This is a genomic window from Streptomyces changchenzhani, from assembly GCF_039766235.1.
Taxonomy (GTDB): domain Bacteria; phylum Actinomycetota; class Actinomycetes; order Streptomycetales; family Streptomycetaceae; genus Streptomyces.
This window is the reverse complement of sequence record NZ_JBDHNH010000001.1, coordinates 936,276-949,629: the sequence shown is the minus strand read 5'-3', so window position 1 is coordinate 949,629 and position 13,354 is coordinate 936,276. Positions and strand designations below refer to the sequence as shown.

At 71.1% G+C, this 13,354-nt stretch carries 12 protein-coding genes and 1 tRNA gene; 7 read left to right on the top strand and 6 right to left on the bottom strand.

What is annotated here, in order from left to right; all coding sequences use genetic code 11:
* Nucleotides 1-119: 119 nt before the first annotated feature.
* Entirely contained in the window at nucleotides 120-431 is a 312-nt protein-coding gene (locus ABCR94_RS04480) for a hypothetical protein (protein ID WP_347117672.1), read from the bottom strand.
* Between the two features lie 340 nt (nucleotides 432-771).
* Between ABCR94_RS04480 and ABCR94_RS04475 the strand changes: the two genes are divergently transcribed.
* Nucleotides 772-1,764 carry a bifunctional DNA primase/polymerase gene (locus ABCR94_RS04475; RefSeq protein ID WP_347117670.1) on the top strand — a complete coding sequence of 331 codons (993 nt, stop codon included), beginning with the start codon at nucleotides 772-774 and terminating at the stop codon, nucleotides 1,762-1,764.
* A gap of 69 nt (nucleotides 1,765-1,833) precedes the next feature.
* On the opposite strand, the gene ABCR94_RS04470 is transcribed toward ABCR94_RS04475, so the two are convergent.
* Nucleotides 1,834-1,920: transfer RNA gene (locus tag ABCR94_RS04470), tRNA-Ser, on the bottom strand.
* A gap of 43 nt (nucleotides 1,921-1,963) precedes the next feature.
* Nucleotides 1,964-3,433 carry a S1C family serine protease gene (locus ABCR94_RS04465; RefSeq protein ID WP_347117668.1) on the bottom strand — a complete coding sequence of 490 codons (1,470 nt, stop codon included), beginning with the start codon at nucleotides 3,431-3,433 and terminating at the stop codon, nucleotides 1,964-1,966.
* Between the two features lie 306 nt (nucleotides 3,434-3,739).
* Between ABCR94_RS04465 and ABCR94_RS04460 the strand changes: the two genes are divergently transcribed.
* From ABCR94_RS04460 to ABCR94_RS04450, 3 genes are all read left to right on the top strand, one after another.
* Nucleotides 3,740-4,546 (top strand): glycerophosphodiester phosphodiesterase, encoded by an 807-nt coding sequence (locus ABCR94_RS04460; RefSeq protein ID WP_347117667.1) that lies wholly within the window; start codon nucleotides 3,740-3,742, stop codon nucleotides 4,544-4,546.
* Nucleotides 4,547-4,598: 52 nt separating this feature from the next.
* A complete protein-coding gene (locus ABCR94_RS04455) occupies nucleotides 4,599-5,198 on the top strand; it encodes an ATP-binding protein (protein ID WP_347117665.1) in 600 nt (199 codons plus the stop codon).
* Between the two features lie 236 nt (nucleotides 5,199-5,434).
* A complete protein-coding gene (locus tag ABCR94_RS04450; RefSeq protein WP_347117664.1) occupies nucleotides 5,435-6,397 on the top strand; it encodes a DUF5926 family protein in 963 nt (320 codons plus the stop codon).
* A gap of 320 nt (nucleotides 6,398-6,717) precedes the next feature.
* Here the strand turns inward: ABCR94_RS04450 and ABCR94_RS04445 are convergent, their stop codons facing one another.
* Entirely contained in the window at nucleotides 6,718-7,347 is a 630-nt protein-coding gene (locus ABCR94_RS04445) for a hypothetical protein (protein WP_347117662.1), read from the bottom strand.
* A gap of 254 nt (nucleotides 7,348-7,601) precedes the next feature.
* A complete protein-coding gene (locus ABCR94_RS04440) occupies nucleotides 7,602-8,294 on the bottom strand; it encodes a bifunctional DNA primase/polymerase (RefSeq protein WP_347117661.1) in 693 nt (230 codons plus the stop codon).
* 538 nt (nucleotides 8,295-8,832) lie between these two features.
* On the opposite strand from ABCR94_RS04440, the gene ABCR94_RS04435 reads away from it, so the two are divergent.
* Nucleotides 8,833-10,236 carry a PP2C family protein-serine/threonine phosphatase gene (locus ABCR94_RS04435; protein ID WP_521976150.1) on the top strand — a complete coding sequence of 468 codons (1,404 nt, stop codon included), beginning with the start codon at nucleotides 8,833-8,835 and terminating at the stop codon, nucleotides 10,234-10,236.
* A 111-nt stretch (nucleotides 10,237-10,347) separates the two neighbouring features.
* Nucleotides 10,348-11,808 carry an aminopeptidase P family protein gene (locus ABCR94_RS04430; RefSeq protein WP_347117658.1) on the top strand — a complete coding sequence of 487 codons (1,461 nt, stop codon included), beginning with the start codon at nucleotides 10,348-10,350 and terminating at the stop codon, nucleotides 11,806-11,808.
* A gap of 69 nt (nucleotides 11,809-11,877) precedes the next feature.
* Here the strand turns inward: ABCR94_RS04430 and ABCR94_RS04425 are convergent, their stop codons facing one another.
* Nucleotides 11,878-12,336, bottom strand: a complete 459-nt coding sequence (locus ABCR94_RS04425) for an ATP-binding protein (protein ID WP_347117657.1) — start codon at nucleotides 12,334-12,336, stop codon at nucleotides 11,878-11,880.
* A 180-nt stretch (nucleotides 12,337-12,516) separates the two neighbouring features.
* On the opposite strand from ABCR94_RS04425, the gene ABCR94_RS04420 reads away from it, so the two are divergent.
* Nucleotides 12,517-13,314, top strand: coding sequence for a hypothetical protein (locus ABCR94_RS04420; RefSeq protein ID WP_347117655.1), 798 nt, complete (start codon nucleotides 12,517-12,519; stop codon nucleotides 13,312-13,314).
* Nucleotides 13,315-13,354: the final 40 nt, after the last annotated feature.

The window sequence follows — 13,354 nt, the reverse complement described above, 5'->3', positions numbered from 1 at the left end:
CTCCCCCTGCTCGCCCGCCACACCTCTCCCACAACGGGAACTGCCTGCGTGACGGCGCCCAAGCACCGTCACGCAGGCAGTCATTCACCCCGCGATACAAGCCCCGACAGGGCCGCGATTCACCAGAGGTTGGCGAAGTTCACCGCGACGTTCTCGTTCGACTGGTCGATCGCAGTGAAACCGGAGCCGTTCACAGCCGCGGTGTTGTTCTGATTGGAGGCGCCGGAACCGGTCGCCACCTGCTGCGTGGTGGTCGAATTTCCGTTGTTGTCGCGACCGACACCGCTTCCGCTGACCGTGGCCACGCTCGCGTTGGATCCGTTGTTCGCGAAAGCGCCGTTGTCGGCAACCGCGACACCCGAGAAGAGGGCGGCCGCGAGGGGCAGCGCGGCGAGAACGGCGAAGGTGCGAGCGGTACGGGTGGTTGCCATGTCAATTCCTCCAGGAACTGGGTAAGTACGGCTTCTTTCCGAGGCGGCTGGCCGACCGCCACGGCGTTGGTCACGACGTCGCGAGATCAGACTTGCCTATCGAATCCCCGGCGAACCAGCCCGGACGGCCCAATTCCCCCGCAAGCGTGAGGACATGTCGATAAACCCCCGTCACGCCCCCAAACCCCCAGCTCACGCCGGTCAGCACCGCCGGAACCCGGTCCCCGCAAGGGAAGAAGCGTTCCGTCACATTTTCGACCAATCCACCCCCTCCCTCCCTCCTCCCTCCCCCCTCCCTCTCCCCCTTCCCTTCTTCGAACGCTTGTACGACCATGAACGCATGGCCACTACCGACCGGCGCGCCGCCACCCTGGCCCTCGCCCACGCTCTTTCCGCCGCCGAGCGCGGGCTCCCCGTCATCCCCCTGTCCCGGACCAAGCTCCCCGCCCTGCGCTCCCCCCACCGCGACTCCGCCGAGCCGATCATGTGCCGCGGCGAGTGCGGGCAGCCCGGACACGGCGTCCACGACGCCAGCACCGACCCCGCCACCGTCCGCGCCCTGTTCGCCGCCGCGCCCTGGTCCACCGGCTACGGCATCGCCTGCGGCCGGGCCCCGCACCACCTCGTGGGCATCGACCTGGACACCAAGCCGGACCCGGAGACCACCGCCACGGGCACCCCCGCCCCAGGCGCACGGGCACTCCCCGGCACCACCTCGGCCACCACCACCTCGGCCACCACCCTCACCACCACCCCCCTCACCACCACTTCCGACAGCACCGCAGCGCTCCGCCACCTCGCCCTACAGCACCTCTTCACGATTCCGGAGACCGTCGTGGTCCTCACCCCCAGCGGCGGCCGCCACCTCTGGCTGACCGCGCCGCCCGACGTCGTCGTCCCCAACTCCGCGAGCCGCCTGGCCCCGGGCATCGACATCCGCGGCGCCGGCGGCTACCTGGTGGGCCCCGGCTCCCTCACCACACGCGGCATCTACCGCACGGCACCGGGCACGGCGCACCTCGCCCCGGCCCCCTGCCCCGGCGCACTCCTGCGCCTGATCGCGCCCCCCGCACGCCCTCACCACCCCACGGACCGACCCGGCCCCCACGCCGACCCGCCCGGACGCGGCCACGGCCTGGTCCAGTTCGTCCTCGCGGCACACGAGGGCCAGCGCAACACCCGCCTCTTCTGGGCCGCGTGCCGCGCGTACGAGAACGGTCTCGGCCCCGCCCTCACGGACGCCCTCACCGAAGCGGCCGTCCACACAGGCCTGACCGAACGCGAGGCCCGAGCCACCATCGCCTCCGCGGCGCGCCTCTCCACGACGTACTGAAGCACCAACAGAAGGGGCGCCCCCGTCACCGGAGGCGCCCCTTCTGCACTGCACGTTCGTCGAACTACGCGGTGGGTGTGGGATTTGAACCCACGGTGACATCGCTGCCACGACGGTTTTCAAGACCGTTCCCTTAGGCCGCTCGGGCAACCCACCCCGCGCCACCGGCTGTGCCGTGACGCGGGGACAGCCTAGCCGGTCAGCTGTCGTCGCCCTTGCGCTGGCCCAGGGTGACATCGACCGTGGAGGACTTGCCGTCGCGCTCGTAAGTGAGCGTGACCTTGTCGCCCGGCTTGTGCGTCCAGATCTCGCTGATCAGGGTCGGACCGCTGTCGATGACGCGGTCGTCGAGCTTGACGATGACGTCGCCCGGCTTGAGGCCCGCCTTGCCGGCCGGGCTGTTCGGCGGGATCGCCGCGGTGTTGCCCGCGCCGCTGTCCGCGACCTTGGCGCCGCCCGTGCTCTTCTCGTCCATGGCGACCGTGGCGCCGATCACCGGGTAGACCGGCTCACGGGTCTTGATCAGCTGCTCGGCGACGGTCCGCGCCTGGTTGACGGGGATCGCGAAGCCCAGGCCGATGGAGCCCGCCTGGGACTGGCCGAAGCCGCCGCTGCCGCCGCCGGACTGGATGGCCGAGTTGATGCCGATGACCGCGCCGCGTGAATCCAGCAGCGGGCCGCCGGAGTTGCCCGGGTTGATCGAGGCGTCGGTCTGCAGGGCGCTCATGTACGAGGCTTTGCTGCCCTGACCGTCGCCCGAGGCGACAGGGCGGTCCTTCGCGCTGACGATGCCGGTGGTGACCGTGTTCGACAGGCCGAAGGGGGCGCCGATCGCGATCGTCGAGTCGCCGACCGCGACCTTGTCCGAGTCGCCCAGCGGCAGCGGGGCCAGGCCGGACGGGGCGTTCTTCAGCTTCAGTACGGCTACGTCGTAACCCTGCGCCCGGCCGACCACCTCGGCCTGGTACTTCTTGCCGTTGGAGAAGGTGACGGACAGTGCGCCGCTGTCGGCCGCGGAAGCCACCACATGGTTGTTGGTGACGATGTGGCCTTCCTTGTCGTAGACGAATCCGGTGCCCGTGCCGCCCTCGCCGTCGCCGCCCTGCGCCTGGATGGTGACGACGCTCGGCAGCGCCTTGCCCGCCACCGCCGCGACCGTGCCCGGCTCGCGCTTGAAGTCCTTGAGGTCACCGGCCGCGGAGACGGTGGTCGAGTCGTTGGGGTTGTCGTTGCGCTCCGCGGCCCAGTAGCCGATGCCGCCGCCGACGCCGCCCGCGATCAGCGCGGCGGCCAGCACACCCGCCACCAGACCGCCGGTGCGCTTCTTCGGGGCCGGGGGCACCGCTGCCATGGGCGCGCCCCACGCGGGGCCGCCGCCGTGGTCGCCGCCGCCTCCTCCGTACGAGGGGTACGCGGGCGGCGGCGGGGGCCAGCCGGCGCCCCCGGCCTGGGTCTGCGGCGCCCCGGCGGGCACCGGGCCGGGCTGTGGGGCGTGCGCGGGCTGCTCCGGCGCGGCGGCCGGCGGCGGCCACTGCTCGGCGGCCGGGACGGGCCCGGCCCCAGGTCCGGGCTGCTGTGCCGCAGTCGCGGAGTCGGGCTCGGGAGCGGCCGGTGCGGGAGGTGCAGACGGGGCGGCCGGAACCGCAGTGCCCTCGTTCTCGGTGCTCACAGCTCTCTTCTCCTCGGTCCCACATCAGGCTCGGTCTGAATGTCCCTGTGTCCTGTGTGAAGTCTTTGTCTGAGTCTCGTCGGCGTTCAACTGTGCAAGTGTCCGCTGTCAGCTTTTCCCACCGGGCGTCAGCGCGCCGTAAGCACTACCTGTGCATCCACCGATCATCCTTTATATCGGTCAAAACCGGCGCGCTCCCAAGCGTTCGGCAAGGCATCCGGACGGCGTCCCGCAAGGGACCCGGCCGACCTTCCTGCCGGGTCCCTCGGGTGCGCTCCTACCCCGCCTCGGTGACACCATGACGCGGTGACCCAAGCACGGCAGCACACCACTCAAGTCGTCGCTCACCGGGGTGCCTCCGAGGACGCCCCCGAGCACACCCTGGCCGCGTACATGAAGGCGATCGAGGACGGTGCGGACGCCCTCGAATGCGATGTACGGCTCACCGCGGACGGACACCTCGTCTGCGTGCACGACCGCCGGGTGAACCGCACATCGAACGGCCGCGGCGCCGTCTCCGCCCTCGAACTGGCCGATCTCGCCACCCTCGACTTCGGCTCCTGGAAGGACCGCGAGGAGTCCCCGGACTGGGATCCCGGCCGGGGTGAGCTGACTTCCGTACTCACCCTGGAGCGCCTGCTCGAACTGGTCTCGGACGCCGATCGCCCCATCGAGCTGGCCATCGAGACCAAGCACCCCACCCGCTGGGCCGGTCAGGTCGAGGAGCGACTGCTCCTCCTGCTGAAGCAGTTCGGCCTCGACGCACCCGACGCGGACGAGCCCTCACCCGTACGCATCATGAGCTTCTCGGCCCGCTCACTGCATCGCGTGGCCGCCGGCGCGCCCACCATCCCCACCGTCTATCTGATGCAGTTCGTCTCACCGCGGCTGCGCGACGGACGGCTTCCGGCCGGTGCGCGCATCGCGGGTCCCGGTATGCGCATTGTCCGCAATCACCCCGGTTACATCGCGCGGCTGCACCGCGCGGGACACCGGGTGCACGTCTGGACGGTGAACGAGCCGGAGGACGTCGAGCTCTGTGTCCGCCTCGGTGTGGACGCAATCATCACGAACCGCCCGAAGCAGGTCTTGTCGCAACTCGGTCGACTCTAATGACGACTACAGGGAGTACACCGGCGCATTCGTTCCGTATTCGATCGCACGAGTGCGTCACTGCTCCACGCTTGGCCGGTTTCCGGTCCAGGCCATTGGGGCATTCACTCCGTGGCGTGGGGCGAAGGAGGTCTCGGGGGTGGCGTTTGTGGTGGCACAGGAAGTGCCCACGTCGTCAAGCATGGCCGTACCCCACGGCCCTGCGGGCGTGGGTGATGCGAGACGTCGTATGCGTGACGAATTGCACGGAAATGGAATGACCGATTCGGTCATCGACGATGCGGTACTGATCCTTTCCGAACTGCTCAGCAATGCCTGCCGTCATGGCAGACCGCTGGGACAGGCGGAGGTGGGGGACGGCGACATCCGCGCCGCGTGGCGCGTCGACCCGACAGGCGGGCTGACCGTCGAAGTGACGGACGGCGGTGGTCCGACCCGACCAGTTCCGGCCACTCCGTCTGTCACCGCGCGCGGCGGTCGCGGGCTCAACATCATCAGTGCGCTGGCCCGGGACTGGGGGGTACAGGACAACGCGGTCGGAGAGGTCACCGTGTGGGCCGTGGTCCGAGAGGGCAATCGGCGCGAGGATTTCGCTACGCGCGTCGCCGTCCCCGATCTGACCTTCACCGATGTGCTCGACGACGTCGACTGAGTCGACCCGGTCAAGTGGGGCGACCGGGTCGACCGACCGGCATAGCCGGACGCCCGGTCCGGACGAGCGAAGGCACGGACGAGCGAAGGCCCGTACGAGCGACGAGTACGCGAGCCTCTGGCGACCGGCCCCGGGCCCCGCGCGGGGTGCCGTGCCCCGCGACGGGCCGTTCCCGCCCGGTGCAGCGGCTAGGCTCGCGCCCGACACAGCACTGCCGTGAACGGGAGAAGCCACGCATGGCCAAGAAGCGCCTCCAGACCAAGGCCAAGCCTCAGGTGACCAGCGGGGAGGTGCCGGTGGTCGGGGCCCGCGAGCCCTGCCCGTGCGGTTCCGGCCGTCGCTACAAGGCCTGCCACGGCCGCACCGCCTCGCACGCCGTCACCGAGCTGGTGCAGCGCCCCTTCGAGGGCCTGGCCGGCGAGGGGGACTGGGTCGCGCTGCGCGAGCTGGTGCCCGCCGCCACTGTTCCGCTGACGCTCAAGGACGGGCTGCCCGACGGCGTCCCCTCCGTGACGCTGGCCACCGTGCTGCCGATGGCGTGGCCCGCGCTGCGCCGCGACGACGGCTCCGTGCTGCTCGGGCTCCAGAACGACACCCCGTCCGGCGACCTCAGCCGCGATCTCGCGGACACGCTCCGGCGTGCGCTGACCGCCGAGCCCGGCAACCCGGTGGTGGCCGAGCGCGCCCCGGCGGACGGGCCGCGCCTGCAGGACCTGCTCGACCCCGACGCGGCCTTCGAGCCGGTCGTGCACTCCGGCTTCGAGTTCTGGGTGCCGGACGCGGAGAACGCGGCGCCCGAGGTCGGTGCCTCGCTGGAGCGCGCCAACGCCGCGGCGATCCCGACGGTCCGGCTGACCGGCGTCGACGCCGCCTACTGGTGCGAGGCCCCGGGCAAGAACCACCTGCGCTGGGTCATGCCGTACGCCGAGGATCAGCTCCTCGACGCGCTCTCGCGGTTGCACGCCGCCGGTACGTCCTCGCTCGGCGAAGGCACCCGGCTCGTCGGATCCTTCCGCGCGCACGGGATGGTCGTCCCGGTCTGGGACCTGCCGAGCGAAATGACGGCGCAGGACATCGAGAAGCCCGCCGCCGAGCTCGCGGAGCGGCTCACCGCGGCGCTCGCCTCGGACGCCCCGCTGACCGCCGAGGAGCGCCGGGCGCGCGGCGGGCTCACCAACCGCCAGGTCACACTCAGCTGAACCGGCCGGCCGACCCGCGGCCCGTCGACCCACCCCCGCGGCCCGTCGACCCGCAGTCCGGCCACCCGCGGGCCTGCCGTGACGGCCGGTCCGCGGGGACGTTTCCTGGCGGTTGATTGGTGATACCCGTCACAACTCCCTGCGGCGGCAGGTGAATCCCTGTCCGAATTACAGGGATCGAATTTGCTAACCGCAGATCTCTTGTTACGGTTCTAGGAGCCCGGTCGCTGGTGCATCCCCCGTCGCCAGCGGCCGGGCGTTCGACGTTCCGGAGCCGGCGCCGGTGTTTTCCCCGCCCGGCCCCCCATGACCTCCGGGTTTCAACTGCTTTCCGCCCTCGCCGAGTTGCTCCCCGAACGCAGCAGCAGTGGCCTGCCTCCCCCAGCGGCGAACTCCGAGACCGCCGTGTATTGCGCGGCCTTTCCGCCGATCGGTTCACTCGGCGTTTCACACACACCGGGTTCGTCCTCAGCGCCCACCGCGCAATACATCTGCACGGTCCGGCCGGCAGGCCCCATCAGAGTGAGTACGGCGCGCAGTTCCTCACCCGTCGCATTGCGGTAGTACGCGCGCGCCCAGACGTTCGCGCCCTCGGTCAGCACGCACGTCTGCGCCTCGATCCCCTCGGGCGAGCTCAGTTCTGGGCCGCACTGCGCGGCGGTACGGGGCGCGAGACCGGGCACGGTGCCGGGTGCGCCGGGCGCGTCACCGGCCGCCCCTGCCCCGGCCAACAACCCCCCGGCGTCGCGTGCGCCCTCCGGCACGGCCTCGGCCTCGGGCGACGGCTTCGGGTTCGGCTTCGGCTTCGGCTTCGGCGAGGAGGCGGTGCGGGGAGCGCCCTTGGCGTCGTCGGGTGCGGGTCCGGGCTCGGGCTCCGCGGATGCGCCGGCCAGCGGGAGCAGGACGGTGAGCACCACCACGGCCGCGAGCCCGATCGTGCGGAGGTGCATGGGGGTCCCACCTGTCAACTGCCCGGGAATTCCTGACGGTGGCCCGAAGATATCGACGTATGGCAGGCACTCGGGCAGCCGCGCGCCCAATTCCCCGGAACTCGGCCCCCGCTCACACCCGTACGAGTGAGTCGCCCGGCGCGTCGCCGCCAATCCCGCTGGGCCGTACGGCCCTGACGGCCCGTACGGGCGAGCGATCCCGACGGACGGACAGCCCATCCGTCCGGCAGTCCGTGAGTCAGCCCATCCGTCCGTCAGTACGCGAGCCTGCTGCCGCCGTCCGGCGCGCCGTTGCTCGCCACCACCAGCGCGTCCACGACCGCCTCGACGTCCGGCAGCCAGGGCGCGGCGGAACCGGTCAGTGGTGCCCGCTCCCAGCGCACCTGCCCCGTGCCCGTCTCCGACGGCGGCAGTACCAGGTACCCGCCCTCGCCGTGGAAGCGCAGCGAGCTGGGCACCCAGTCCTTGGCGTACAGCAGCTCGCCGAGCCGCTCCAGGGAGTACGGCGCCACCAGCAACGACCAGCGCGTCGGGGTCGCCACGACCGGGCCCAGGCGCATGCCCATTGCGTCCAGGGCCGTCAGCGCGCGGGCGCCGGCGATCGCGGAGAGGCTGAGCGCGCAGGGGGCGCTGCCGCCGGTGGCCAGCATGATCGGGGCCGTCGGGCGGTTGGTCCACCACCAGCGGATCATGCGTTCGTCGGTGGAGGCCGCCAGGATGCCGGGGTCGAAGGGGTGTGCGCCGGGTACGACGCACTCGGGGTCGGGGCAGGCACAGCCCTGGTCCTGGCCGCTGCGGCTGTCGCGACCCGTGGCCGCCTTCAGCCCCACACCGGGAAGTACGGGCCACTGCCACTTGGTGGCGCAGGTCAGGGCCGCGCCGAGCAGGGCGGGCTCCTCGCTTCGCCGGAACCAGAGCCTGCGTCGCCTTCCGGGGATCTCGCGCATGAGCGCTCGTCCTTTCCGTTGAACGCCGAGGTCCACATCACATCGTGTGTGCGTTACTTCACTGCGCGTACTCTTCGGTTACGAATTGGCGCATCGTCGCAGTTACAGCCTGCGGCACGGGTCACTCGTCGGAGCCGAGCGTGAAACGTAGCGGAGGGTGGCGCACGCATGGCGCTTACTGGTCCGGTGGAACGTCCCCCGCTACTCGGGGACGGCGCGCGGCCCACGGCGGTTAGGACGCCTGTGCCCGCCGCCAGGTTCCGGGACAGAGCCAACTGCCCCCGGCCATCAACGAGTAGTTACCCAACGCGGTCGATATGACGCGCTCCTGAACGCCCTCAGTCGACCGCAAATTGTTGCTGAGGGTGGCATTTTTAAGCCAAGTTGTCGATCCCACAGACACCAAGAGTCCCAGGAGCGCGATGCTGGACATCCCCTTACTTGTACGTGTACATGTGGATGCATTGATAGCGGCGCAGAACGACTGGGGGTTTGCGATGCTATTGAGCGAAAAGCACCACACGGAAAGCTCGCGGTCATGAGCGCCCCGCACGTGCCGAAAGTGGCTGGAATCGATCCCGTGGTTCCCGCCCCCGCGCACACTGTCGCGCCTCAGTCGTCCAACGCTGCCCCCTCAGCCCCACCCGCGGCCGCCGTGGCAGTGATCCAGGACCGGCTCGCGACCTGGGTTTCGGACCTGACCACCCTGCATGAACTCACCGAACGTCTGGTCCGCACCCACACCCTCGACGCCGCCCTGCACGAGCTGCTGGACGCCGGCGCAGCCCTGGTGGGGGCCCGTCGCGGTCTGGTCGTGCTCGAACCGGCCGACGGTCTCGGCCCCGTGGCCACCGTCGGCCTGGGCCTGGCCCACGCCGACCTCGGCCACATCGAGACCGTGCCGCGCAGTTCCACGTCGTACGGCCGGATCCTCGACGGCCTGGAGACGCTCGCCGAGAACGGCCGCCCGAGCGAGATCGCGCACCCCGACCTCCTCGGCGAGGAGGGCCTGGACCCGCGCCACCGCGAGGTCGCGGCCCGCCTGGGCTACGCCGCCAGCTACGCGCTGCCGCTGGCCGCCGAGGCGACGGGCCGCGTCGGCGCGGCCGTCTGGTTCTACGACGAGCCGGCCGAGCCCGGCGAGCGTGCCCGCCATCTCGCCGGTCTCTACGCCCGGTACGCCGCCGAGCACCTGGCCAGGCTGCTTGAGCTGGAGCGCTCCCGCACCCGTGTCGCGACCATCACCGAGGGCCTGCTGCCCAGCAGGCTGCCGCGGGTCGCCGGGGTGCGGCTAGCCGTCCGGCACCACACCGGGCCGCGCGGCGGCAGCGACTGGTACGACGCGCTGCCGCTGCCCGAGGGCGCCCTCGGGCTCGCCGTCGGGTCGGTCTCCGGGTCGGGCCCGAGCGCGCTGGCAGCGATGGGCAGGCTGCGGGCCTCCCTGCGGGCGTACGCCGTGATGGAGGGCGAGGACCCCGTCGCCGTACTGTCCGATCTGGAGCTGCTGCTGCGGCTGACCGAACCGGCCAGGTCGGCAACCGCCCTCTTCGCGTACTGCGAACCGGCCCTGCGCAAGATCGTGCTGGCCGGGGCCGGGCACAGCCCGCCGCTGCTCGTCGGCGAGCGGCGCACCGAGTACGTGGAGACCTCGCTCTCCGCGCCGCTGGGGATGCTGGCCTGCTGGGAGGCGCCGAGCGTGGAGTTCACGCCGGACCCCGGCGAAACGGTGCTGCTCTACACGGACGGGCTGCTGCGGCGCACCGGCGACCCCATGGACCGGGCCTTCGCCCGGCTGCACGCGGCCGCGGCGAGCGTGCCCAAGACGGTGCGGGACGACCCGGGGGCGATCGCGGACCACGTCCTTGCCGCACTGCTTCCGGAAGGGTGGGACACCAGCGATCCGGCGGAGGACATCGTGCTGCTCGCGGCGCACTTCGACTGATTCCTCACAGTTGTCCACAGGGCCATTGGGCCGTCTTCTCATCGCACATACGATGGAAGGCGGCCCAATGGCGTCCCAAGGTGTCGTATCAAGTCGCATATAGGAGAAATTGTGTCTGAGGAGCTCAATGCGGAGACCCCGGAAGAAGCAGCAGAGCCGATCAAGCAGCGGAAGAACGGCCTGTACCCAGGCGTTTCCGACGAGCTCGCGGACAGCATGAAGTCCGGCTGGGCCGACACCGAGCTGCACGGCCTGGAGCCGATCGCCCAGGCCGGGCACACCGCCCGCCGCCGCGAAGCGCTCTCCGACCGCTTCCCGGGCCGGCGTCTGGTGATCCCCGCGGGCAATCTGAAGACCCGCTCCAACGACACCGAGTACGCCTTCCGCGCCTCCACCGAATACGCGTACCTGACCGGTGACCAGACGCAGGACGGCGTCCTCGTCCTGGAGCCGGCCGACGACGGTCACCTCGCGACGATCTATCTGCTGCCGCGCTCCGACCGGGGGAACGGCGAGTTCTGGCTGGACGGCCAGGGCGAGCTGTGGGTCGGCCGCCGCCACTCCCTCACCGAGGCCGAGCAGCTGCTCGGGATCCCGGCGAAGGACGTCCGTGAGCTGCCCGCCGCCCTGACCCGGGCCACCGGCCCGGTGCTCAACGTGCGCGGTCACGACGCGGGCATCGAGGCCGCGCTGAGCGACAAGACCACCGCCGAGGGCGACGAGGAGCTGCGCACGTACCTCTCCGAGGCGCGCGCGGTGAAGGACGATTTCGAGATCGGCGAGCTCCAGAAGGCCGTAGACGCGACCGTGCACGGCTTCGAGGACGTCGTGAAGGTCCTCGACAAGGCCGAGGCGACCAGCGAGCGTTACATCGAGGGGACGTTCTTCCTGCGCGCCCGCGTCGAGGGCAACGACATCGGTTACGGCTCGATCTGCGCCGCGGGCCCGCACGCCACCACCCTGCACTGGGTGCGCAACGACGGCGATGTGCGCTCCGGCGACCTGCTGCTGCTCGACGCCGGCGTGGAGACCCACACCCTCTACACCGCCGACGTCACGCGCACCCTGCCGATCAACGGCCGCTTCACCGACCTCCAGCGCAAGATCTACGACGCGGTGTACGAGTCCCAGGAAGCCGGCATCGCGGCCGTGCGGCCCGGCGCCAAGTACCGCGACTTCCACGACGCCTCGCAGCACGTCCTCGCCGAGAAGCTCGTCGAGTGGGGCCTCGTGGAGGGCCCGGTCGAGCGCGTCCTGGAGCTCGGTCTGCAGCGCCGCTGGACCCTGCACGGCACCGGTCACATGCTCGGCATGGACGTCCACGACTGCGCCGCCGCCCGCCGTGAGGCGTACGCCGACGGGACGCTGGAGCCCGGCATGTGCCTGACCGTCGAGCCCGGTCTGTACTTCCAGGCCGACGACCTGACCGTGCCCGAGGAGTACCGCGGCATCGGTGTGCGGATCGAGGACGACATCGTCGTCACCGAGGACGGCAACCGGAACCTGTCGGCCGGCCTGCCGCGCCGCTCCGAGGACATCGAGGCATGGATGGCCGCGACCAAGCAGGCCTGACGCACTCGCGCGTACACCCGCGGCCGTCAAGCCGCGTCGCCACGAGGGCGTGCTGCTCGGGGTTCTCTTTCAGGAGACCTTGAGCAGTGCGCCCTCGCGCCATTTCAGGATCTTGTCGAAACTGACCACGGCGCCACGGCCCGGCCTGTTCCGGTAGTGGACATGGTCGGCGAGCTGCTCGATCAGACCGAGCCCCCGGCCGTCCTCCGCCGTGCTGTGGACCGATCTCAGGGCGCCTCGACGCCCTCGCACGACGGGAAAACCCGGCCCGGAGTCGGTGACCTCGATACGGCAGGTCTCGCCGTCCAGATAAGCGGTCACGCGGTACTCCGCGGAGGAGGACACCCCGGCTCGTTCGTCCCCGCCGTGCTCGACCGCGTTCGCGCAGGCCTCGCTCAGCGCGACCGACAGGTCGAAGGAGATGTCCGGATCCACCCCCGCGGTCTCCATGGTGCCGAGCAGAAGGCGGCGTGCCAGCGGAACGCTCGCAGCTTCACGCCGCAAGTGGAGAGACCACCAGATGCTCATGCTCCAGCCTCCTGGCTGCGGCTCGACATACGAATACCTATTGCCGTTAGCACCGCCGAATAAGCACGGAGTTGATGTGATTGCACTCATTCGGCCGAAGCGCGCGCCGCTCACGCCGGTGTATGAGCTCGCGGACCTGCCGTAGGAACGGTGTGGGCGCAGTGCGATGATGACCGGGCCATGTCTACGTCCGTCGCACGCGCCGGAGCCGGTCTGCGGCTATTGCGGGCCGCGGTGTTCACCGCGGTCTGCGTCGCGCTGTCCGCGACAGGACACGTCGTGGCCTCCTGCGCGACCGTCCCCTGGTGGACGATGGCGCTCGGCTGCGCCGCCGTCTTCGCCACGGTCGCACCGTTCGCCGGGCGCGCACGTTCGATGCCCGTCATCGCCACCGCGCTGACCTGCGGACAGCTGGCCCTGCATGTCCTGTTCGGGATCGGCCAGCACCACCCGGCCGTCCAGTCCGCGGCCACCGACACCTCGCTGACCACCCTGGCCGCGAAGCTGGCGTGCGGCGCCGGAGCCCTGCCGCTCAGCACCATCGAGGCCAGGCGCATCGTCACCGAGGCGGGCATCGGCCCCTCCACGGTGTACGACGCCCAGCACCACGCGGCACACACGGTGCAGACCTCGGGGGCCGAATCGGCCGCCGGACTGCTTCCCACCCTCCCCATGCTGCTCGGCCACCTCCTGGCCGCGGTCGCGACCGGCTGGCTGATGCGGCGCGGCGAAGTGGCCCTGTCCCGGCTGGTCCGGCTGTCGGCGCACGGAGTCGCGGAGGGCGCGCTCGTGCGGTCCCTGCGCGCCGCTCTCGCGCTCGTACGGTCAATGCGCGCCGGTCTTCCGCGGGCGCACACGCAGAGCCCGCGCGCGCTGCGCACACCACTGCGCACGCCCCCGCGCCCGACCGCGGACGCACTCCAGCACACGGTGATCAGGCGCGGGCCGCCCCGCGAGGCGCTCTCTCTCGCAGCCTGACGCGGCCCGCTCCCCAGGGAGCGGTGTCGCGGTGCCGTCG